The sequence below is a fragment of the Streptomyces sp. NBC_01314 genome (genome assembly GCF_041435215.1).
Taxonomy (GTDB): domain Bacteria; phylum Actinomycetota; class Actinomycetes; order Streptomycetales; family Streptomycetaceae; genus Streptomyces.
In genome coordinates, this window is the sequence record NZ_CP108394.1 from 3,012,819 (window position 1) to 3,034,522 (window position 21,704).

A 21,704-nucleotide genomic window follows, 5' to 3' on the forward strand; every position below is an offset into this window, starting at 1 on the left:
CACCCTACGAACCCGAAAGGGACATAAGGGATTTGGCGATCTTACGGATCGCTGACGTCCACCGCCGCTCCCGCCGCCGGCCGGACACCGGTGCGAGACTCACCGACGTGAAACGCGTACTCGTCGTGGACGACGATCCCACCGTCTCCGAGGTCGTCGCCGGCTATCTGAACCGGGCGGGCTTCGCCGTCGACGTGGCCGCCGACGGCCCCACCGCCGTGGCCAAAGCCACCGCGCAGCCGCCGGACCTGGTGGTGCTGGACCTGATGCTGCCCGGCATGGACGGGCTGGAGGTCTGCCGCCGCATCCGCGAGGACGGCCCGCTGCCGGTGATCATGCTGACCGCGCGGGGCGACGAGGAGGACCGTGTGCTCGGCCTGGAGGTCGGGGCGGACGACTATGTCACCAAGCCCTTCAGCCCCCGCGAACTGGTCCTGCGGGTGGAGTCGGTGCTGCGCCGCGCCGGGGCGGTGGCGGCCGCGCGGGCCGCACCCGCCGGGGCATGGCTGCGGGCGGGGCCGTTCGCCCTGGAACCCACCGCCCGCCGCGCCGTGCGCCACAACAATGAACTCGCCCTGACCATAAGGGAGTTCGATCTGCTGGAATTCTTCCTGCGCAATCCCGGGCGGGCCACGAGCCGGGAGGAACTGATGCGCCAGGTGTGGGGCTGGGAGTTCGGCGACCTGTCGACCGTGACCGTCCACGTGCGGCGGCTGCGCGGGAAGATCGAGGACGATCCGGCGCGCCCCCGACTGATCACCACCGTGTGGGGAGTGGGCTACCGCTTCGACGTCCCCGGTACGAACGGAGGCGGCGATGCTGCCTGACACCCTCCTGATCGCGTTGTACGCGGCGATCGGCGCAGCCGCCGCCGGACTGCTCGGTGCCGCCGCCCTGCGGCTGCTGCGCCACCGTTCGGTCACGCTGTCGCTGGCCGTGGTCGCCGCCGTCACGGTCGCGGCGATGCTCGCCGGAACGATGCTGGTGGCCTGGGCGATGTTCCTGTCCGACCACGACCTCTGGGTCGTGACGATGGTGTGCTCCATGGCGGCCGTCGTCTCACTCGCCGTCGCCCTCCTCCTCGGCCGCAGCGTCGTCAAGGGCAGCCGGGCCCTGACCAGGGCCACACGCGCCCTCGGCGACGACGGCAGCTTCACTCCGCCCGCCACGGCACCCACGGCCGAACTCGCCGCACTCAGCCGCGAGTTGGCCGCCACGAGTGCGAAGCTCGCAGCGTCCCGGGAGCGGGAGCAGGCCCTGGACGCCTCCCGCCGCGAACTGGTCGCCTGGATCTCCCATGACCTGCGTACACCACTCGCCGGACTGCAGGCGATGACCGAGGCGCTGGAGGACGGCATGGTCGCCGACCCGCACGTCTACCACGCCCGCATCCGCACGGAGGTCGAGCGGATGAGCGGCATGGTCGGCGACCTGTTCGAGCTCTCCCGCATCCAGGCCGGCGTCCTTGCCCTGAACACCGCCCGCATGTCGGTCTACGACCTGGTCGGCGACGCCATCGCGGGCGTCGACGCCCTCGCCAGGGAGCACGGCGTCTGGCTGGTGGGCGACGGGGTCGAGCCCGTGCCGATCGAGGTCGACGGCCGCGAGATGTCCCGCGTCCTGGCCAACCTGTTGGTCAACGCCATCCGCCGGACTCCCGCCGACGGCACGGTCGCCGTGTCCGCCCGCCGCGAGGCCGACAGCGTCGTCGTCTCCGTGACGGACGGCTGCGGCGGCATCCTGCCCGAGGACCTGCCTCGTGTCTTCGACACCGGCTGGCGCGGTACCCACGCTCGTACCCCGCCCGCCGGGGCCGGACTCGGCCTGGCGATCGTGCGCGGCATCGTCGAGGCCCACAGCGGACGCGCAGCGGTGAGCAACGTACCGGGCGGCTGCCGCTTCGAGGTCCACCTTCCCGCGGCTGTCTGAGCGGCCCGCAAGGCGAAGGACCGGCCCCGGCTCGTCCGCCGGGGCCGGTCCTTCGCCTGCGGGGGCGTCCCAGGGCTGAACATCAGCCCGCGCGCAGCGGCGCCGTCGCGAACTCCGCCATCCCCTCCACGAAGGAAACCTGCGCCGTCCACCCCAGTTCGTCGCGCAGCCGCTGCGAGGAGGCGGTGATGTGCCGGACGTCGCCGAGCCGGTACTCCCCCGTGACGACCAGCTTCTGCCCGGCGTGAGCCATGGCCAGGGCGGCGGCCATCTCCCCCACGGTGTGCGGGTCACCGCTGCCCACGTTGTACGCCCGCAACGTGCCCTCCGGCAGGTCGTCCACCCCGGCCAGTGCGGTGGCGTTGGCCGCGGCGACGTCCCGGACGTGGATGAAGTCCCTCAGCTGGCCGCCGTCCTCGAAGACACGCGGGGCCTCGCCGCGCTCCAGCGCGGACCGGAACAGGGAGGCGACGCCCGCGTAAGGGGTGTCGCGCGGCATACCGGGCCCGTACACGTTGTGGTAGCGCAGCGCCGCGACCCGGCCGCCCGTCGCCCGCGCCCACGCCCACGCGGCCGAGAGATGCTCCTGGGTGAGCTTGGTGGCCGCGTACACGTTGCGCGGTCGGCCGGCGCCTCCTCGGTCACCAGTCCCGGGGCGAGCGGGTCACCGCACTTCGGGCACGGTGGTTCGAAGCGGCCCTCCTCCAGGTCCGCCACCCGGCGCGGCCCCGACACCACGACACCGTGCCGGGAGCACTCGTACCTTCCCTCTCCGTACACCACCATCGAACTCGCCAGCACCAGCCGGCCCACCCCGGCCTGCACCATCCCGGCCAGGAGCACCGCCGTGCCCAGGTCGTTGCAGCCCACGTAGTCGGGAGCGTCGGCGAAGTCCTTGCCGGTCACGGACGTCGGCGTGCCGCCAGTCCACCCCGTCCGGAATCGGCGGAGGCGTACGGTGTGCGGCGGACAGCAACGAGTCGAGCACGCGCACCTCGTGTCCGGCACCGGCAAGGGCGGTGACGATGTGCGAGCCGATGAAGCCCGCACCTCCAGTGACCAGGATCAACATGCCCCGACGCTACGACCGCGCACTCACCCACGGGCCCTGCGGCGGGGATCTGTCAGGAGTTCGTAAGGCTTCCCGCCGTGGCCCGCGTCCGCGGGACGTCACCGGTCCGGGACGCCACCAGCAAACCGAATCCCACCGCGAAGCTGAGCGTGGTCAACGTCCCCCGCTCCCAGAAGATGTGGCTGTCGACGAACGACGAGCACGCCCCGAGGACTGCCACGTCACCGGACAGCACCCGCACACCGTGGCGCCGCAGCGGCACCAGGCACGAGCATCCGGCCCACGCGAGCACGGTCAGTGCGCCTTCCACGTCATGCCCCGGCCTGCCCCCCAACGGGAGCAGCAGACCGAGGACCAGGAAGGGAAGGGCGGGCATCAGGAGGACGTACAGCCCGGCCCAGTGGTCGGCCGCCGCCAGGTGGCGTGGATGTGTCAGCCCCGCCACAGCCGCAGGCGCCAGTGGCGTCGGAGCTACGAAGGGGGCCGCCGCTGGATACGGCGGGTCCCCCGAACGGCCAGCAGGAAGGCCGTCACCGCCGCCACGGCCACCAGCGCCAGCAGCCAGTTGCGCGGGTAATCCAGCGGCAGCACCGAGGAGTTGGCCGACTTCCCCGGGCGCAGCAGCACCGGCAGCGCCACCGCCGTCAACGCGCCCGCGACCAGCAGCGCACCACGCACCGGACCGCGCACACCACCACGTACCAGCACCAGCCCGATGAGCAGCACCAGTGGCGCGATCACCGCGTCGTGCAGAACCACGGCCCCGCCCAGCCAGACCAGCACACCCGCCAGGTCGCGCACGTCCAGCAGCAAGGACGCGCCGACGCCCATCAGCGCCAGACCGGCCGCGCCGGTCATCACCCGCACCACGCTCACCCTCATGACAGCACCTCCAGCCGGCCGACCCACTTCGTCTGCAGCACCCCGGGCCGGTTCGGGGCGATCAGGCGCACCGGACAGCCGTGATCGGGGGAAAGCTCCTGACCGTTCAGGCGCAGCGCGAGCAGGGTCAGCGGGTCGCGGGCGTGCTCGTGCCCCATCTCCGAGACCCGGTAGCCGCCCCGGGTCTGCAACGACACCACCCGCACCCGCGCATGCGGCGGGGCACCCGCCCGCTCCAGCAGGTCCACGACCCGCACGCCCCTCCAGTGCGCCGACTTGCTCCACCCCTCCACACAGGCGATCGGCAACTCCACCTCGTACTGCGGCAAGGCACGTAGCTCATCCAGCGTCAGCGTGTACGGCCGCGGTCCCGCGACCGTCAGGCGGTAACGCTCGGCTGGAATCAGTCCGACACCGGCCGCGGCGGCGGTGCGGTTGACCGGCAGGCGCTGCGGGCCGTGGTCCGGGTGGCGGGGCGCGAGCAGAGCGAGATCCTTCAGCGGGGTGAAGGACTGGCCCGCCGTGGTCACGGTGACCGCCCCCACCGCCGCGGCCACCGCGGTCAGCAGCGACCGCCGGTCCGCCCCGTCCTCCTCCGGCAGGGCCAGCGTCCCCGGCGACCGCCGGCTCCAGTGCGTCCGGATCTCGGGCGCCTTGACCGCGACATGCAGCACCAGCGCCCCGGCCAGCAACCAGGCCACGGCATAGTGCACCGGCACGAAGGAGAACGGCCACGGATACCACTGGGCGGTGTTCAGCAGGCCGGTGACCACCTCGAAGACGGCCGCCGCCACCAGGACAGCCACCGACAACCGCTCCAGCGCGTGCCGCACCGAACGCACCGGCGGCCAGGCGAACAGCCGCGGATACACCGTCCACAACTTGGCCAGCAGCAGCGGAACCGCCGCGATGCCGGACGCGACATGCAGCCCCTGCGTGAACCGATACCCCCCACGCCGGACGGCTGGGCAGGTCGTCGGCCAGCCATCCCGGCGGATGCTGCATCACGTGACTGATCAGACCGGTGACGAAGCACACCACGAAAGCGGAGCCGAGCCACCGCCCGATCGAGGTCGCCGTCCGGGCATCGTGCAGCCTGCCCCGGAAGACCGGCGGAAAGAAGCGCTGTTCCATGCACCTCATCCCACCCGCCGCCAGGCCCCTTCGGAACGCCCGAGCCCCTTACAGAACACGGACGTATCCCTGACGGCAAAGCCCGGCAGGCGATCGGAAAACGGGCCCGGGGACAGACTCGGACACCGGCCGCGACAGCCTGCCCGGCATCGGCCCGAGCTCGCCGCTGAGTTCATCGCAACCACGCAATGCTCGGCACGGTCCGCGATCCGCCTCACTTCGAGGTTGTCGAAGGCCGGACCCGGCTCCTGTCGGCGCCCCAGTCAAGGAGGGCGAAGCCCAAGGCGAAACCCAGCATGGTGTACACGCCGCGCGGCCAGAAGATGTGGCTGTCGACGAAGGACCAGCCGGAGGCGAGGAGGACGGCCGTGCCGGGGACGACCCGGATGCCGTGCCGGGGGAACAGTGCGACGGCCGTGGCCAGGACGGCGACGATGAGGGCGTAGGCACCAGTCTGCCCGAGCGCTTCCCCCGTGTCGTAGAGCGGGCGTTTCAGTGGCCCCAGGCCGGCTTCCTCGTGGGCGTGTTCGACCGCGGTGCCGGCGGCGATGCCGGCGACGGCGTCGAGCCCGGTGTAGAAGGCGGCGTAGGCGAAGGCAGCCACCCAGGCCACCACCATGGCGCAGCCGGCTGTGTCGCGCCGGGGCCGTTGCCACACAGGCACCAGGAGCCCGATCGTGAGCAGCGGGAAGACCGGCAGGAGCAGGATGTGCAACCGTTCCCAGTCAGCGGCCGTCTCCCGGGTGAGGCCGTGCGGGTGGGCGAGGCCGGCCACGGCCAGCAGCAGGGGCGCGGCCGTGACGAGACAGGTGTTTCGGAAGGTCGCCATGCGGCGATCGTAGGTACGCGCAGATACCCGGTCCGGGCACGTTCCGCACCACGTAAGACGTTCGTAAGGCTTCCGGTCGTTGGCCCGGTGGTCACCCGAGACGGTGGCGCCCGTCCGAGCCCGGGAGCCGTCACGCGGAGCAACTGACGCAAGCGCGGGCCTGCCCGCGGTAGGTGGTGGCCGCAGACAGGCCCGGGCGGTGGCTCAGCGCGTCACCGTCACTGGCATTCCTGGCCGGTGTTGATGCACTCGACCATGGTGTTCATCAGCTGCCCGTCAAAGACGTTGACGAAGTCTCCGTGGTCGGTGATCGGCTTGTGCATCTGCTCCGGGAAGCCGTCCACCGCGTAGAAGGCGCTCGACCGGCCGTTGTCGTTCAGGCTGGGCGCGTCCACGTCGTACACCAGGCGCTGCACCAGCTGCGGAATGGCCTGGAAGCCGTTCGGGCAGGCCCCGGTCTTCGGGTCGGCGAACGCGACGTGATCACGGTGGTTGGCGCTGTCGATGTTCTGGCCGTCCCAGCAGCTCTGGAACTTGGATGTCCGGACCAGACTGCTGCCGTCGGGACAGATCGGGTACTTGTCCGTCAGCTGCCGGTCCTCGAAGCCCGTGCAGCTCCATGCGGCGTTGGCATTGACCGTTCCGTTGGTGAACGCCTTGGCGTCTCCGGTGATGATCCGCAGGAACTTGGGCATCGCCACGACCTTGCTGCTCGGATTGCCCACGTATTCCAGGGTCACCTGCGAGGCCGTGAGGATCTTGCCCACATTGCCCTCGGCACCACCGCCCGGCTGGTCGGCGTCGAACTCCTTCGTGCCGTCCTGCAGGCGGAGAACCGGCCAGTAGTACGACGATTTGTCACCCTGGTTCTGGCAGGTGGTCTCGCCCGCCGCGAAGTCCTCGTTGTCGGCGAAGGCATCGTTGGCCTGGTTGCCGACATAGTCGTGCGTGTGGTGCGCCCCGTTGTCCACACCGGGCGCGACGATGATGTTGTCGCTGTTGTACAGCTTGTTCGCGTTCACGCCGCAATCGGTGGTGAACTTCCCGAGCGAGGCGTTCTGTTGCTGCTGAGGGCCGTTGACGTTGGGCTGGACGGTGGTGATGTCCACGAAGTCGGCGGCGACCGGACCGTTGCCTGCCTGTCCATTGTTGGCGGGCTCCTCTTGCCCGTTACCTGCGTCCTGGTCCTGGTCGTTCTGGTTGTCGCCACCCTCGCCATCGCCGGTGCCGACCGGGTTCCCGGCGGCGCGGAGTGTGCAGGCTGCGAGTGACTCCAGGCCCTGCGGCCGGTCGGCCGTACGGCCGATGGCGATCGCGATGCGGTCGATGGTCGCAGTCCGCTTGTCCTTGAGCGGTCCCATGATCGCGTTGTTGGCGAAGTTGCTGTCCTGCCGTATGGCCTGGGCCGAGTTCTGCAACCGCTGGTAGGCATCCGCGACTTGTTGGTCCAGCAGCGCGAGGTTCCTGTCGACCTCAGCCCTGGCCTGGTCAGGCACCTGCCGCAGCCGGGTACCGACATCGGGGCAGTCGATGGTGGCGGCCCCCGCCGCCAAGGCTTGGTTCGTTTGATCCTGGGCCGAGCTCTTGGTGGTGTCGCCACCCCCGCTCTCATCGGCCGAGGCGTACACATTCGCCGCTACCAGTCCTCCTGCCCCCAGGGCAGTCGCCGCCACGGCCGCGATGGCCCGGCGGGTCGTCTTCGATCGCTTACGTGTGTTACGTCGCATGGGACTCCTCTGAGATCTCTGGGTCGAGCGCCGCTTCGGTTCCGCTTCCGCTCACCGCAGCTGCTCGCTCGATGCCGATGCCGTTCGTGGGCAAGGCCCCAGCCGCACCCTCTGAACGACAGCCGGGCACCATGGGGGTACCGCAGACGAAGTCACAAGCGCCCTCCCGGCGGCAGCCGGCGCGGGGTGCCCCGGGCGAGCCCGACAAGGGAAAGCCTCGGCAGGGCTCGTGGACACCGGCCGCGTGCTGCGCGTGACCACTGATGGCTCCTCGGAATCCTCAAGTGCCGCCGCCCTGATGCGACTTCGTCACCAGAGTTACGGATGGGACAAGCGCCATGAGAGGACTCGGGGTACCTCGTCAGGCTCTCGTAAGGATTCGCGCGACCGGGCGGTGTCCGCCTCCACAAAGCGGAAACACACGCTGGACATGTCCCGCTGCGACCTCGTCGCCCGGATCGCGCAGGATCTCAGCACTCCGCTCGCCGGGCCGCGCCATACCCGAAGCACGCTGACGGCGTCGTCACCGACACCACCCGGAAGACCGGCCGACTGCGGCCCCCGCCCCGCCGAACAGGACTCCGGGCCGGTGCCGACCGCTCGTCCCCCGTGTTGGGCCGCACGTCGCCAAGCCGGACCAACCAGTAAAGCCGGGTCGCCGCCTTCGGCGTCGTGGGCCGGCTCGCCCTGGCCCGCGCCGACGATCTGCGGGTGATCACGTCTGCGGCCACCTGGTGGAGATGGTCCACCCACGGACCAATCGCCCGGCGCTGGAGTGGACTCTGTCCCGACTCGTCGTCGAACCGGTCACCGAGCCGATCGCCAGCCACGCCGCCGTGCTCCTCACCCACGCGGCCCGCACGGCCACAAGTGCGCCATCGACGCCATGCTCAGTGCCACCGCCCTCGCCAGCCCCGGCCCCGGCCCCGGCCCCGTCACGATCCTCACCTCGGATCCAGAGGACCTGACCGCGCTGTGCGGCGGACGAGCCACCGGGATCAAGGTCTGAGCCGACCCTCGTCGATGGAGCCGCGTGGTTCGGCCCAGTCGCTACTGGTCCAGGTCGGGCGGCTGGTCGTAGGCGCTCAGGAGCCCCTCGATGCACTGGTTGTTGATGGACTGCCGGTCGTACAGGCACTTCGCGTACCGAGACAGCAGAACCTCGACGCTGTTCCCCGCCCGCTGGGCGACCTCGGCCGGATCCGCCCCGGCGCACAGCCACGTGGACAGGGCTGAGTGCCGCAGGTCGTACGGCCGTTTCGCGAGCGGAGTGTTGGCGAGGGCGGGCGGCAGGACGAGGGCGCGGGTCTCGTGCCAGACCCGGTTGTAGGTGGTGTAAGTGATGATCCGGCCCTGCTCGGTGAAGAACAGTCGGCCGTCGTCGGCCGTGCCGAACGTGGCGACGTGATCCCTCCACATCGTCACCAGGTGCGGCGGCAACGGCACCACCCGCGTCTCGCCCGGCGGGCGATTCTTCAGCCCACGCTCATCGTGGAACTTGCCGGTGTCGGTCCACCGCTTGCCCGCCTGCGGCAGAGTGCGATGCAAGATCAATCGACCCCACAGCCGGTGCGGGGCAGGCGGCAGTCCGGCAATGCCACCGCCACCGCCTCCTCGGGGCGCAGGCCCGCGTAGTACATGCCAGCGAAGAACCCGACCAGCCGATAGCCGCCCGCATATGAGACGGCGCCCAGCAGATCCCGCGCCTGGCGAGGGTTGGCCACCACCCGCGGATCCACCGCAACCGCCGGCTTAGCTTGGCGTTTATCCTCGCTGCTGTTTCAGGCGGACGTGTTCGGTGAGGGTTTCTGCTCGTTTCACGGTCTTTCCGGGCTCGTAGCGTGGCGCTGGCCTGCGGTTTTTGGAGCCGGGTGGGCGTCCGGGGCCAGGCCGGGAGGGTTTCGGCACGGCTGTGGGACGGGCGGCTGTCTCGCGGAGGTGACGGAACCCCCGGCGGACCCGGGCGGGGGTGAGCCGGCGGGGTTCGGTGGCCCGTTCCCAGGGGCGCCGGAGGTCCTCGGCGAGGGGGCGGGCGAGGCGGAGCTGGGTGTGGGCGGCGATGATCAGCCAGGTCCACAGGTCGGCGGTGTGCGGGTCGCGGACCTTCGGCACGGTCCAGCCGAGCGTCTGCTTGAACAGGCGGAAAGTGTGCTCCAGGTCGAATCTGCGGAGGAACGCCTGCCAACGAAGGTTGACGTCCTCGCCGGTCATCGCGGTGCGTGAGGACCACAGCCAGACCGGTTTCGGGTCGCGGTCGCCGGGCAGATGATCGACGTTCAGCCGGATCAACGTGCCGTGGATCAGAGGCAGTTCACCGCTGTGGTCGAGCCAGGGGCCACGGGCAGTCAGGCGGGGGTGCATCCGGTCCCAGGCGAACGCTTCGGCCGTGCCGTAGCGGGTGGTGCCGGAGGTGGTGGCCTGGTCGGGGACGTGCCAGGACTCCGGCTTGGCGAAGGTGAGGACACCGCCGTGCTTGCGGGGCTGCCCGCCGCGCGGGGTGGAACGGCGCGGGCCGGCGTCGCGGAGCATGACCCGGTCCGAGCGCAGTCGGCCGACCAGCTCGACGGGCAGGTCCGCCAGGACGTAAGCGAGCCGGGTGACGTCGTAGCCCGAGTCCATGACAACGAGAATGTCCTGGTCATCAGGTTTCCACTGTCCCGCTCGCACGAGCCGGCCAACTACATCGCGCAGCTGGGCGGCGGTCACGGCGGTGGCGTCGTCGGCCGGACCCAGCCGGACCGCGTCCAGCATGGCCGTCCACGAGGTGCGTCCGGTTTCCAGCGCGGCGACGAAGGAGTAGGGCCAGCCGGGGATCATCTGGTCGGCGCTGCGACCTCGACCGTAGACGTGGCAGAACAGCAGGTCCGGGCTGGTAGGGGCGTCGGGACGCAGCCAGTTGCTCACGTCGACCGCAAGGACGATCCGCCCGTCGGCCGCCCTCGGCAACGGCGTGGAGGCAAGCAGCCGCCGCAGGCGGCGCGGCTCGAGCCAGCCGCGGTTGACCGCGCCGTACATCGCACCGTGCCCACGCCGGTGCTCGACCGCCAGCGTCAACTCGACCAGCGACTTGACCGGCCCGTCCGCGCACAGCACCGCGTCGGCGAGCTCGAAGAGCGCATCCGCACGGGCGTAAAGGCAGTCGTAGAACTCGACACGAAAGTGGGACAGCACGCCCAGTGCGGCGTCAGCGGGACCTGCACAAGCCAGACTCTTCACAGCGGCCGTTCCTTCACGCGACGTTGCTCGACACCTCGAAGCGTGAAGAACGGCCGTCCTGCTGTCTCAGGAAGAAGCCAAGATCAGCAGGACAGGTGACCCGGCGAGGTTAAACGCCAAGCTAAGAGGCTGTTGTCGTTCCGATCTTGAGGGGTGTGGACCGAACGGGAGTTTCGATCGGGTGAGCTAGCCTGTCCGCCGTGGACCACGCCCCCGAGCCGCTGAACTGCCCTGACTGCGGGCGCGTGATGAAGAGCCTGGGCCTTGTCCTGTCTCTCCGCGATGAGGACAAGCAGCGTGTGTGCCGACACGCCTGGAGGTGCCCGGAGGGTCACACCTGGTGGCACTGGGCGGATCGGCCGGCTGAGCCCCTGGATGTCTGCCCCTACCCCCAGCTGTTCCGGCGATGACGGCGACCTGCTGTCGCCTGCCCGCGGCCTTCGGCTCACGAGCTCGGTGGCTGTCGCCGGCCCGATCCTGATCGGTATCGGTCGGCCGGAGTCTCAATCGGGTGACTGCGGCGGCCGACGCGCATGAGAACAGGGCCTCTTGGTAGCTCAAAGGGTGTCTACGCCAAAAAGCTGTCCAGGAGGCCCTGTTGTCGCAGTTCTACGACATCATGTGGGTGGAGTCCACTTCGACCACCCTTGCGTGTGACTGCCTGGCTCACCGGTTCGGGAACGCCGGCGACCACCCGGTGCGCGAGCGCCGCTACCCGACCGACATGTCGGAGGCGGAGTGGGCGGTGGTGAGACCGTTGCTGCCGGTGCCGGGCTGGCTGCGCGGGCGGGGCGGGCAGCCGGAGGCGTACTGCCACCGCGCGACACTGGACGCGATCCGCTACCTGGTCGACAACGCCATCAAGTGGCGGGCCATGCCGGCCGACTTCCCGCCGTGGGACCGGGTCTACGCTTTCTTCCGCCGCTGGCGCGACCACGGCATGGTCAAGGAGTTCCACGACCGCCTCCGCCGCAAGGTCCGCGAGCAGGCAGGGCGGGCCCCGGAGCCGAGCGCGGGGGTCATCGACTCACAGTCGGTCAAGGCGGACGCCGTCGTCGGCGCCGGCACCCGCGGCTTCGACGGCGGCAAGCTCATCAACGGCCGCAAGCGGCACGCCGTGGTCGACACCCTCGGCCTCCTGCTCACGGTGATGGTCACCAGCGCGGATGTCGGGGACCGTGCGGCGGCCCAGGTCCTGCTGGCCCAGGTCGCCGCCGCGCATCACCTGCTGGCCCTGGTCTGGGCCGACGGCGGTTACACCGGCAGCCTCGTCGAACACTGTCTCGCCGCCCTCGCCCTGGTCCTCACCATCGTCAAGCGCAGCGACGACATGCGCGGCTTCGTCGTGCTGCCCAAGCGCTGGATCGTGGAGCGGTTCTTTGCCCATCTGATGCAAAGCCGCCGCCTCGTGCGGGACTTCGAGCGGTCCACCAGCAGTGCGGAGGCGATGGTCTACTGGTCGATGACGCGGCTCATGACCCGCCGCCTGGCCCGGCCACGCTCTTCGCGAGCGTGAACCGGCCCGGCGCCGACTCGACCAGCCAGCCCCGGGCCACCAGCCGCTTCGCCTTCGACCGCAACGCCTCGATCTTCGCGGGCACCGGGTCCAGGCCGAAGCAGGCGGCCATCTCCTGGCAGGTCAACGGTCCTTGACCGAGACGGTTCCGGTCCGCGAGAACCTGAAGGATCCGCTGGTAGTCCGCCGACAGTGCCGACCAGACCAGTCCCGCACGCCACATCGGCACCACCGATTTCGGCTTCGCGGCCCCCGAGGTCCCAGGCGCTGCCGGCAGATCACCGCGATCCGACCGCTCCTCGCAGGCGCCGGAGCCGGCATCGTCATCGCCCGGGGCCAGGACCTCGCCGACACGCGAGCGGGCGATGACCCACTCGTTCCACTCCCGCTCGACCACGACCAGCTCAGCCTGGATGCGGTCGGCCTCCTCCCGCAGCTCGTCCATACGACGGCGAGCGGTCAGCTCACGCTGTTCCAGCAGCCCCACGACCGACGGCATCCCCGACCTCCACCTGAGCGACGACTCGACACGTCACCACTCCCCGAGACCCCCGACCCCACGCCCGACCAGCGGAAACGCAACCCTCAACGCCGGAACGACAACAACCACTCAGGGCTGGCCACGAGCTGGCTGATGCCCGCACTCCTTGAGCAGCACCAGCGGGCCGACGGCACGGTGGTGCTGCCGGAGGTTCTTCGGGAGTGGATCCAGAGCGGAGTCCTGGCGGCACTGACTCCTACCCGTTGACCTAAGCGGGAATGACCGGCGTGGGCAGGCAGACTCGTCGCTAACGTCGCGGTACTACAGCCGAGGAGCCGTATGACAGCCCAGGGCTTGATCAAGTTCCGTAGGTGTCCGGATCGTTGGTGATGCCCAGGATGGGGAGTGCTCGTTGGGGCTCGTCGCGGATCGCGCGGGTGGTCTTGGCGATGTTGTCGGCTCCGAGGGTTTTCAGCACGCCGATGGCGAGGTTGCGGAGCAGGTCGAAGTTGGCCCGGCCGAGCATCTGGCGTTTCAGCATGATCTTGTTGTTGTGGCCTTCGACGGCGCCGGAGCTGTAGCGCAGGTTGAGGCCGGCGACGACGGCGTCGAGGTCCTGGCCGAGGCCGGTGACGAAGGTGTACAGGGCGGGAAGGTCGTCGGACTGAACGCCGGTGATCCACTGGCTCAGGTCCCGGCCTTGACGGTTGTTCATGAGCTCGGCGAACGCGCGGACGTGGTCGGCGGTGCGGTCGAGTGCGGGGCAGCGGGCCAGGATCGCCTTGAGTCGCTGGGCCTGCACTGCCTGCAGGCCGGCACTTCGCCGCCCGTGCCGGAAGGTCAGCCCGTCGACCTGCTCAGCGAACGTTGCCTGCTCACAGGCACGTTCGCCGCATCGGAACCGCCGTACCTGTAACTCGATCAGCACCGGACGCCCACCGATCGCGCTGTCGGCGAGCCTACGTACGTATCAGCTGTGCAGCCGAGCCGACAACGTCCTGCATGCCGGACACCCGGCCCGTTCCACGGCCGTCCGGGCCCGCACGTACACCAACTCGCCTTCGGACACGACGTTTTCGATCACGACACCGTCGACCTGGTGGAACCACAGGTCCTGGAGGAGCACATCACCCACGGCCGTTCATGATCGCGGTTTCGGTGACCCTCCGTGGGCCCCAGCACTGAAAGTGATCCAGAACCAGGATTCAACCGCCGCCGACAGGCGGTGCCAGAGCTGATGGTGCAAGCACTCGGCAGTGCCCCGCTCGCGATATGAAGTGGGGCACTGCTGATGCATGCGGAGGGGACGTCGGCGGCTTGCCGGGCGCGGGCCGAAGTTGCAGAGCAACGTCTCCACGCTTCGATTTCGAAGGGATTGACAGAGGGCATCCGCGCCCTCATGCCCAGGCTCTGATCCGGCTGTTGATAGGAGGACCGGGACTCGGTCGGCCGCACTCGGGACAAGCCTCAGAGGAAGGAGGAAACACCGTCGAGGAGCCTGTCCACATCGTCGGCGGTGTTGTACGGCGCCAGGCCCACCCGCAGGGCGGGGTCCTGCAGCTTCAGGGCTGCGAAGGGCTCATACGCGTAGAACGACCCAGCGGGGGCCAGGACGTCGCGTGCGGCCAGGTGCACCTGGGCCTCGCGGGCGTCGCGGCCTTCGAGGGTCATCAGGAGGGTCGGGGTACGGTCGGCCGCCTTCGAGTGCACGGTGACGAGATCGCCCAGAGCGCGCAGACCGTCTTGCATCCTTGTACGCAGCGCCCACTCGTGCTTGTGCAGAGAGCCCAGCGAACGTGAGAGCCGCTGCCTGCGCGTGGCGCCCCCGCCCGGGTCGATCGCGGCGAGGAACTCCACGGCGGCTGTGGCACCCGCCAGGATTTCGTAGGGCAGCGTGCCGAACTCGAAGCGCTCCGGCACGGTGTCGGGGGACGGCAGCAGCTTGTCCGGCTGGAGGGTTGCGAGGAGTTCGGGCGCTCCCGCGAGCACGCCGCAGTGCGGTCCGAGGAACTTGTACGGCGAGCAGACGAACAGGTCCGCACCCATCGCGGGCACGTCCACCAAGTGGTGGGCGGCGTAGTGCACCCCGTCCACGTACACCAGGGCGCCGACCTCGTGCGCCCGGTCGGCGATCCGGCGTACGGGCGGCTTGGTGCCCAGCACGTTCGAGGCCGCCGTGACCGCGACCAGCCGGGTACGAGGCGACAGCGCCCGCTCGAACGAATCGAGGTCCAGCTCCGTCGTCCCGGCGTCGATCTCGATCCAACGGACCGTCACTCCGGCGCGCTCGGCCGCCTGGACCCAGGGACGGACGTTGCAGTCGTGGTCCAGGCGGCTGAGGACGATCTCGTCACCCGCCTTCCAGCCCTTGGCCAGGTGACGGGAGAAGTCGTACGTGAGCTGGGTGGCGCTGCGCCCGTGGACGATGCCGCCGGCGGGCACGCTGAGCAGGTCGGCGTAAGCGGCGCGGAACTCCGTGACGGCGCGCTCGGCGTTCAGCTCGGACGGGCTGACAACACCCCGGTTGGAAAGGGGGCCGGTCAGCGTCGCGGTGATGGCGTCGGCGACCGGGCGGGGGGTCTGGGTCCCGCCCGGGCCGTCGAAGAAGGCGAGACCGTGCTCGAGGGAGGGGAAGTGGGCCCGGAGGGCGGTCAGGTCGATGGCCACGGCCTCGGCTTTCTGCAGAAGTGGGGACCGATCCTGCGAACGGCTGCCGACGGTCGGCGACGGCGCGGACGACAGCGCAGGTGGGGCGCGTCCTTGCGGCCGGTTGCCTAGACTCTGGCACCGGCGACAGAACACGTAAAGCGATGGATCGAGAAGAGAAAGTTCACGAGTCATGAAGTCCCAGCCGGATCTGAAGCTTTTGTCCACGTTCATGGCCGTGGTGGACCGTGGCTCCATGGCCGAGGCCGCGGCGGCCCTCGGCTACGTACCCTCCGCGGTGTCCCAGCACATCGCCGCCCTGGAGCGTGACATGGGCATCGAGCTGGTCGTCCGCCGCCCCGGCAGCCGGCTGATCCTGACCGCGGCCGGCCGCTCCCTCGCGCAAGCGACCGAGACGCTCTTCGATGCGACCGCCCGATTCCAGGACGCTGCCAACGGCATCTCGAACCATGTAATCGCCGAATTGCGCGTCGGCGCCTACCCCAGCGCGATGAGCCACCTGCTCCCCGCAATTCTGTCCGCTCTCAAGCCCCGCGGCCGTGGCCCCCGCATCCGCCTCATCATCGTGGAGACGGACAAAGGGTTGCCTAAGGTCAAATCAGGAGACCTCGACCTGCTCATCGCCTACCGATACCTGCCCGAGGACCCACCGGCCGATTCCGGAGAATGGACCATCACCCCCCTGGGGCACGAGCCGCTGGTCCTCGTCACGGGCACACGGCCGGGCCGTCGCCCGTTGGAACTGGCGGAATGCCTTGAGATGGAATGGACCTCGGGCCACGCACACAGCCCCGATCGGCGTCTGCTGCATCGCTGGGCCGGAGAACTGGGGATCTCTCCCGACGTCACGCTGGAAACCGAGGACCTGCACAGCATGCTGGCCATGATCAGAGCCGGTCTGGCGGTGGGCCTGATCCCTGCCACTCTCATCAGCCCAGAGAGCGACCGGTCCGGAGCCGAACGGGTGGTCCTTCCACCCGGAGCCACGCCCCTGCACCGCGAGATCCTCGCCGTGAGCAGACCCGGAACCCGCCCCCCGATCACCAACGAGTTGGTCACGCTGCTGATCGAGGCTTTGAAGAGCGTGCAGTTGTAGAGATCGAGAAGGAACCCGCAGGTCAGACCAGGACTCGTCCCGGCACAGCGCGACGAAGCAGGAAGCCACGGATTCCCCTCCGAACCCCGTGCCGCGTAGCGGCACAGCAACAGACGGGAAGGCCAGAATCCTCGGGCTTCAGCCCGAGAAGCAGTCAACAAGTGACCCTCCAAACAGAAGGAGCAGCCTGACCAGCGGCTACAGACACAGGACGGGGAATTTCGAATCAGGCGTGGAGGGGTGGGACGGGGCGGCTGCCAGGGGGAAGTGGCAGCCGCCCCTCGGGGGACTCAGGCGACGGGCCTGAGCTGCCATTGCTGGCAGTTGTTGTTCAGCCAGGTCCACTGGCGGATGTCGGTGCCGTTGGCGGTGCCGCAGTTGGCGACGTCGGCGACCTTGCCGGTGGCCTGGTTGACGATCCGGACGTAGTCGCCGGCGGCCGTGTACACGAGGCGGTACTTCTGGCAGTTGTTGTTCAGCCAGGTCCACTGGCGGATGTCGGTGCCGTCGGCGGAGCCGCAGCCGGCGATGTCCATGACCTTGCCGGTGGCGACGTTCACGAGCCGACTGGTGTCGTTGCCCTGGTCCTCGATGCGCCACTTCTGGTTGGCGCCGGTGTGGCAGGCCCACTGCTGGATGTTGGTGCCGTCGGCGGTGTCGCCGTTCGCGACGTCCAGGCACTTGCCGCTGTTGCGGTTGACGAGCTGGTAGGCGGTGGGAGTGGCCGCCGTCTCGCCGGAGGGTCCGGGCAGGGTCGTACCGAGGGCGACCGGGGTGCCGAAGTCCGGGGTGCCGTCGGCGTTCCAGGTGAACTTCTGGGCGCGGGTGGTGCGGCCGTTGCCGCAGCCGCCGTTCGCGGTGTTGTTGGCGTGGTAGACGATCCAGTTCTCGGTGCCGTCCGGAGAGGTGAAGAACCCATTGTGGCCGGGGGCGTAGACGCCCGCCGCGTCATCGCGCTGGAAGACCGGGGTCTGCTTCTTCGTCCAGGACGACGCCAGCAGCGGATCGCTGCCGGTGAGCTCCAGTTGGCCCAGCTTGTAGTCCGGGGTGGAGCAGGAGCTCGCGGAGAAGGAGAGGAACGTGCGGCCGTCGTGGTAAAGCGGCTCGGGACCCTCGTTGACGGGTGAGCCTGAGGTCTCCCAGCTCAGGGTGGGGCTGGAGATGACGGTGAAGGTCTGACTGGCGAGCGTGTAGGGGTTGCTCATGGGGGCGATGACCAGGCTCTGCTTGCTGCCGCCGATGAAGCCGCTGCCCACGAGGTAGAGCTTGTCGTCGTGTCGCAGGACGGAGGCGTCGATGAGCCAGCCGCCCGGGGTGAGGTTGGAGCCGGTGAGGGTGTTCTTGTAGGTGTACGGACCCATGGGGTCACTGCCGGCGCTCTCCAGGACATGCGTGCGCTGGGAGTCGCAGCAGGCGACTCCGGCGCGGGCGGCGGAGTAGTAGAGGTACCACTTGCCGTCGATGAAGTGCATCTCGGGGGCCCAGATGTTGTTGTTCCGGGCCGGATCGGTGTCGCTCCAGACCTGGACGCTGGGGGCGGTGGAGAGCCCGGCCAGGGTCGGCGACTTACGCATGGTCAGGACGCCGGTGAAGGTCGTGGTGATCAGGTAGTAGTTGCCGTCGTGGTACTCCAGCCATGGGTCGGCGCCCTTCTGCGACTTGACCGGGTTGGTGAACGGCCGGCCGTCGGCGGCGCCGGCGGGCTGCGTGGTGACGAGCGGCGCGAGCAGGGCCAGCAGAGCTGCCCAGAGTATGAGCCAGTGACGGGTGCGAAGCACGTGAGTCCCCTTCGGCAACAGCGAGTTCATGACGACAGGCACCGCCCCGCCGCGTGGTGACGGCCGGGCGGTCGGGCACGGCGGGCTCATGCGGGGCTCAGTGGACGATGTTGAACGTGGCGTCGGCGCGGCCCGTCGCGGTCGAGATCTCGTCGAGCCGCAGCACGAAGGCCGAGTGCCGGAGGTAGCGCGTCGGGAACCTGGCCGAGCGGAACGACGACCAGTTCCCGTCGGCGAGGCCGGCGACGCGGGTGAAGGTGGCGTCGGTGGCGAAGCCCGCCGTGCCGTCGTCGCGGACCACCTTGATCGCGAAGTTCTCCTGCTTCATGTAGTAGCCGGGGAAGTTGACCGACTCGAAGGACACACCGTCGGTGTCGGACAGGCCGGGTCGCAGCCGCCACTGCGCGTCCTGATAGGGGTCGAAGGGCAGCTCGCTGATGCGGCCGGCGAAGGACGCGTGGCGGGCGTAGTGGCCGGGGAAGTTGTACGACTTCAGGAGGTTCCAGCTCGTGCCGCCGTACCGGGCCAGGAGGCGGTCGCGGTCGGCGGCGGTGATCGGCTGGACGGTGTTGTGCTTGGCGTTCAGCGGCGCGGTGTACGACTGGCGGCCGACCTTGGTCCACGCTCCCGACACCAGGTCGCCCTGCCACAGGTCGAACTTCGCGTTGGGGCAGTAGGTGTCACCCCACAGAGACCAGGTGGACGAGGTGAGCGACTTCACCAGCGTGGGGGCCTCGGTGCACCGGTTCTCGGCGACGCCCTCGGTGTACTTGGTGAAGCTGCCCGGTTCCACCGACGTCGACCGCGCCCCGGCCAGCCGGCCCGTCGCGTTGCTCTTGTAGTACAGGTAGTTCTGGCCGTTGACGCCGGTGACGACGTGGGAGTCGAGGATGCCGGAGCCCGTGTCGTAGAACACCACGGGGTCGGTGGCGGTGACGAAGTCGGTCGTGTAGGCGGCGGCGATCACCGAGTACGAGGAGCCCTCGGGGATGGTGGTGAACGTGATGCCGTAGGCGCTGCGGACCGGGTCCCAGTGGACGGCCGGGGCCCAGCTGAACGAGTTCGGGTTGGTGCCGTTGACCTTGAGCAGCCGGTCCGCCGACCAGTTCACCAGATCCGGCGAGGTCCAGACGTGGACATTCGGGTTGGCCTTGGCGAAGCTGCCGCCCACGGCGATGTCGGTCGCGAGCGCGACCCAGCTGCCGTCACGCAGCCGGTACAGGAACGGGTCACGGATGCCTTTGGTGCCCGCGGTGGGAGTGAGGATCACGTTGTTGTCGTTGAGTGGCGTCCACTCCCGGCCGTCGTCGCTGACGGCGAGGTGCAGGGCGTTGACATTGCCCGCGCCACTGATCGACTCCTTGAAGTAGCCCATGACGTAGGCGGAGTCGGCGTCCGCCGCTGCGGCCGGCTGCGCGGGTACGGCCACACCCGTGGCCAGCGCCACCAGGGCGATCAGGAACGCAGATCTTCGGATCAATCGTGGCAACATATGCGCTTTCCTCCTGAGAGGCGGTTCATGACGGCCGCGGCGGCGCTGGACCGTGGGCTGCCGGGACGTGAGAGAAGGTCGGGAAACGGGCGGTGTTTCACTCGCCCGGCATGGCGAGGCGGTGGGGGATACCGGCGCCTCCGCCCGCTGGAGGACGGGGGCGGGTGAGAGGTCGTGGTGAGGGCGCCGGTATCCCGGTCGGGTCAGCTCGTCAGACGGAAGGTGGCGTCGCCACGTGCTGTCGCGGTGGTGATCGTTGCGAGCTTCAGCTGGTACGCGTAGTGGCGGATGTACCGGTCGGGGTGGTTGTACGACTGGAAGGAGGACCATGTCGAGTCGGCGAGTCCGGCGACCTGGTTGAAGGTGGCGTCCTCGGCGAACTGGGTGGTGCGGTCGTTGTAGACGAGCTGGAAGTCGGCTCCGTCGCTGCGCAGGTAGTAGCCGGGGAAGTTGACCGACTCGAAGGAGACGGTGCCGGAGCCTGCCAGGCCGGGGCGCGGGCGGAACTTGGCGTCGTCGTTGGTGATGCTCTGGTCGATGCGCACGTCGAAGTTGGTGTGCCGTACGTAGCGGTCCTGGAAGTTGAAGGACTGCAGCCGCTTGGCCGGGACGTTGGCCCAGCGGGCCTGGATCCGGGCGTCCTCGGCGGCCGTCAGGTTCAGGATCGAGCCGTGGCGCTTCTTGTTGCCGCCCAGGGAGTACGTTCCCGACGTGGGGAGCTGGTAGCTGCTGGAGACGGACGGGTTGGTCGTCGAGACCGGCATGTATCCCTTCCCGGCCGCGTACTGGTCGAGGTAGAGGGTCCACTCGTTGCGGTCGCGGAACTTCATCCACATCGGGCCCTCGACCTGGGAACCGGTCAGGCCGATGCCGGAGAGGTTGCCGAGGCTGGTCCAGGTGCCCAGGATCGAGTTGCTGCCTTCGAGGGTGATCTGGCCGTCGCCGGAGGCACGCACGTAGCGGTAGTTGCCGACGCCGGAGGGGACCTCGACGATCTGGGTGTCGATGATGCCCTGGGTGCCGGCGCGGTCGATGTAGAGCTGCGGGGTGGTGATGGTCTGGAAGTCGGTGGTGCGGGCGTAGTAGATGCGGTGCTTCAGTACGCCGTTGAGGGTGGCGTTGGTCGCCCAGTACAGGACGTAGTCGTTGGTGGCCGGGTTCCAGATCGCTTCCGGCGCCCAGGCGTTGCGTCCGTCGGGGATGGCGCCGGCGACGTTGAGCAGCCGCGGTGCGGACCAGGTGACCAGGTCGGTGGACTCCCACACCACGAGGTTGCGGCTGCCGTTGGTCATGGAGTCCGACCACGTCTGCCCGCAGCTGATGCACAGGTCGGTCGCGATGATCCAGTACTTGCTGCCGTCGGGTGAGCGCACCAGTGCGGGGTCGCGCACACCGCGCGTGCCCACGGTCGAGCGCAGGGTCATCCCGCCGCCGTTGAGGTCGGTCCAGTTCAGACCGTCCGCGCTGTACGAGAAGTACATCTGCTGGCCGGTCGAGCCCTCCCCGATGAAGTGTGTCATCAGGTACCCCGGGTCCGCGGCGGCGGCCCGTTGAGGTGTGGTCACGACTTGGGCGGTGAGGAGCAGGCAGGCGGCGACGAATACCGCCGCCAGCCGAGCGAGGACCGCGCGCATATGTGTTCCTGTCTTTGTGGAGTGCCATGATCAGGTGTGCGTGAGGTCGAGGGTGAGGCCCGGCCTGCATGCCGCCGGGGCAGGACCGGATCCCGCGCGAGGTGGGATGTCGCATAGTTCCGGTCAGCGACCGAGGAGTCGCGGTTTCCGCCTGAGCGTGGCAGCGACCGGCCCTCGCAGTGACGGGCCGGGTGGCGAAGGCGAAGAGGGCCGGCAGAGCTGTTTCAGGGGTGAGCCAATCCCCTTCCACG

16 protein-coding genes and 4 pseudogenes are annotated in these 21,704 nt (G+C 69.3%); 5 read left to right on the top strand and 15 right to left on the bottom strand.

Annotated elements, in window-relative coordinates:
* Nucleotides 1-107: 107 nt before the first annotated feature.
* The gene (locus OG622_RS13265; protein ID WP_371576033.1) at nt 108-827 is read left to right on the top strand and encodes a response regulator transcription factor; all 720 of its coding nucleotides are present in this window, start codon (nt 108-110) and stop codon (nt 825-827) included.
* Nucleotides 817-1,929: a sensor histidine kinase gene (locus OG622_RS13270; RefSeq protein ID WP_371576035.1), complete on the top strand. Its 1,113-nt coding sequence runs from the start codon at nt 817-819 to the stop codon at nt 1,927-1,929. The genes OG622_RS13265 and OG622_RS13270 overlap by 11 nt, the downstream gene beginning before the upstream one ends.
* Before the next feature lie 82 nt (nt 1,930-2,011).
* Here the strand turns inward: OG622_RS13270 and OG622_RS13275 are convergent.
* The 6 genes and pseudogenes from OG622_RS13275 to OG622_RS13300 form a co-directional block, all read right to left on the bottom strand.
* A pseudogene (locus OG622_RS13275) lies at nt 2,012-3,001 on the bottom strand (NAD-dependent epimerase/dehydratase family protein).
* A gap of 52 nt (nt 3,002-3,053) precedes the next feature.
* Nucleotides 3,054-3,446 (bottom strand): hypothetical protein, encoded by a 393-nt coding sequence (locus tag OG622_RS13280; protein ID WP_371576037.1) that lies wholly within the window; start codon nt 3,444-3,446, stop codon nt 3,054-3,056.
* Nucleotides 3,447-3,472: 26 nt separating this feature from the next.
* Nucleotides 3,473-3,883, bottom strand: coding sequence for a hypothetical protein (locus tag OG622_RS13285; RefSeq protein WP_371576040.1), 411 nt, complete (start codon nt 3,881-3,883; stop codon nt 3,473-3,475).
* Nucleotides 3,880-5,017: pseudogene (locus OG622_RS13290) on the bottom strand (molybdopterin-dependent oxidoreductase). The gene OG622_RS13285 and the pseudogene OG622_RS13290 overlap by 4 nt, the downstream one beginning before the upstream one ends.
* A 214-nt stretch (nt 5,018-5,231) precedes the next feature.
* Entirely contained in the window at nt 5,232-5,846 is a 615-nt protein-coding gene (locus OG622_RS13295) for a hypothetical protein (RefSeq protein ID WP_371576042.1), read from the bottom strand.
* A 218-nt stretch (nt 5,847-6,064) separates the two neighbouring features.
* Nucleotides 6,065-7,573 (bottom strand): DUF1996 domain-containing protein, encoded by a 1,509-nt coding sequence (locus tag OG622_RS13300; protein WP_371576044.1) that lies wholly within the window; start codon nt 7,571-7,573, stop codon nt 6,065-6,067.
* Nucleotides 7,574-8,245: 672 nt separating this feature from the next.
* Here OG622_RS13300 and OG622_RS13305 point away from each other — a divergent pair.
* Nucleotides 8,246-8,582: pseudogene (locus OG622_RS13305) on the top strand (type II toxin-antitoxin system VapC family toxin).
* Between the two features lie 41 nt (nt 8,583-8,623).
* Here the strand turns inward: OG622_RS13305 and OG622_RS13310 are convergent.
* Both OG622_RS13310 and OG622_RS13315 read right to left on the bottom strand, forming a co-directional pair.
* Nucleotides 8,624-9,336: pseudogene (locus OG622_RS13310) on the bottom strand (site-specific integrase); the annotation flags it as partial.
* Nucleotide 9,337: 1 nt separating this feature from the next.
* Nucleotides 9,338-10,789, bottom strand: coding sequence for an NF041680 family putative transposase (locus tag OG622_RS13315; protein ID WP_371576046.1), 1,452 nt, complete (start codon nt 10,787-10,789; stop codon nt 9,338-9,340).
* 598 nt (nt 10,790-11,387) lie between these two features.
* Between OG622_RS13315 and OG622_RS13320 the strand changes: the two genes are divergently transcribed.
* Complete coding sequence (locus OG622_RS13320) at nt 11,388-12,305, top strand: IS5 family transposase (RefSeq protein WP_371572388.1); 918 nt, start codon at nt 11,388-11,390, stop codon at nt 12,303-12,305.
* Here the strand turns inward: OG622_RS13320 and OG622_RS13325 are convergent.
* The 4 genes from OG622_RS13325 to OG622_RS13340 form a co-directional block, all read right to left on the bottom strand.
* Nucleotides 12,262-12,804, bottom strand: coding sequence for a hypothetical protein (locus tag OG622_RS13325; protein ID WP_060902901.1), 543 nt, complete (start codon nt 12,802-12,804; stop codon nt 12,262-12,264). The genes OG622_RS13320 and OG622_RS13325 overlap by 44 nt on opposite strands.
* A 340-nt stretch (nt 12,805-13,144) precedes the next feature.
* Entirely contained in the window at nt 13,145-13,714 is a 570-nt protein-coding gene (locus OG622_RS13330) for a transposase (protein ID WP_371576048.1), read from the bottom strand.
* Nucleotides 13,715-13,756: 42 nt separating this feature from the next.
* A complete protein-coding gene (locus OG622_RS13335; protein WP_371576050.1) occupies nt 13,757-13,921 on the bottom strand; it encodes a hypothetical protein in 165 nt (54 codons plus the stop codon).
* A 332-nt stretch (nt 13,922-14,253) separates the two neighbouring features.
* Entirely contained in the window at nt 14,254-15,453 is a 1,200-nt protein-coding gene (locus OG622_RS13340) for a cysteine desulfurase-like protein (protein ID WP_371576051.1), read from the bottom strand.
* A gap of 172 nt (nt 15,454-15,625) precedes the next feature.
* On the opposite strand from OG622_RS13340, the gene OG622_RS13345 reads away from it, so the two are divergent.
* Entirely contained in the window at nt 15,626-16,549 is a 924-nt protein-coding gene (locus OG622_RS13345; RefSeq protein WP_371576053.1) for a LysR family transcriptional regulator, read from the top strand.
* Between the two features lie 290 nt (nt 16,550-16,839).
* Here the strand turns inward: OG622_RS13345 and OG622_RS13350 are convergent, their stop codons facing one another.
* The 3 genes from OG622_RS13350 to OG622_RS13360 form a co-directional block, all read right to left on the bottom strand.
* Nucleotides 16,840-18,357 (bottom strand): family 43 glycosylhydrolase, encoded by a 1,518-nt coding sequence (locus OG622_RS13350; RefSeq protein WP_371576054.1) that lies wholly within the window; start codon nt 18,355-18,357, stop codon nt 16,840-16,842.
* Between the two features lie 67 nt (nt 18,358-18,424).
* Nucleotides 18,425-19,807, bottom strand: coding sequence for an AbfB domain-containing protein (locus OG622_RS13355; RefSeq protein WP_371576056.1), 1,383 nt, complete (start codon nt 19,805-19,807; stop codon nt 18,425-18,427).
* Nucleotides 19,808-20,022: 215 nt separating this feature from the next.
* Nucleotides 20,023-21,453, bottom strand: coding sequence for a glycoside hydrolase family 43 protein (locus OG622_RS13360; protein ID WP_371576058.1), 1,431 nt, complete (start codon nt 21,451-21,453; stop codon nt 20,023-20,025).
* Nucleotides 21,454-21,704 lie beyond the last annotated feature (251 nt).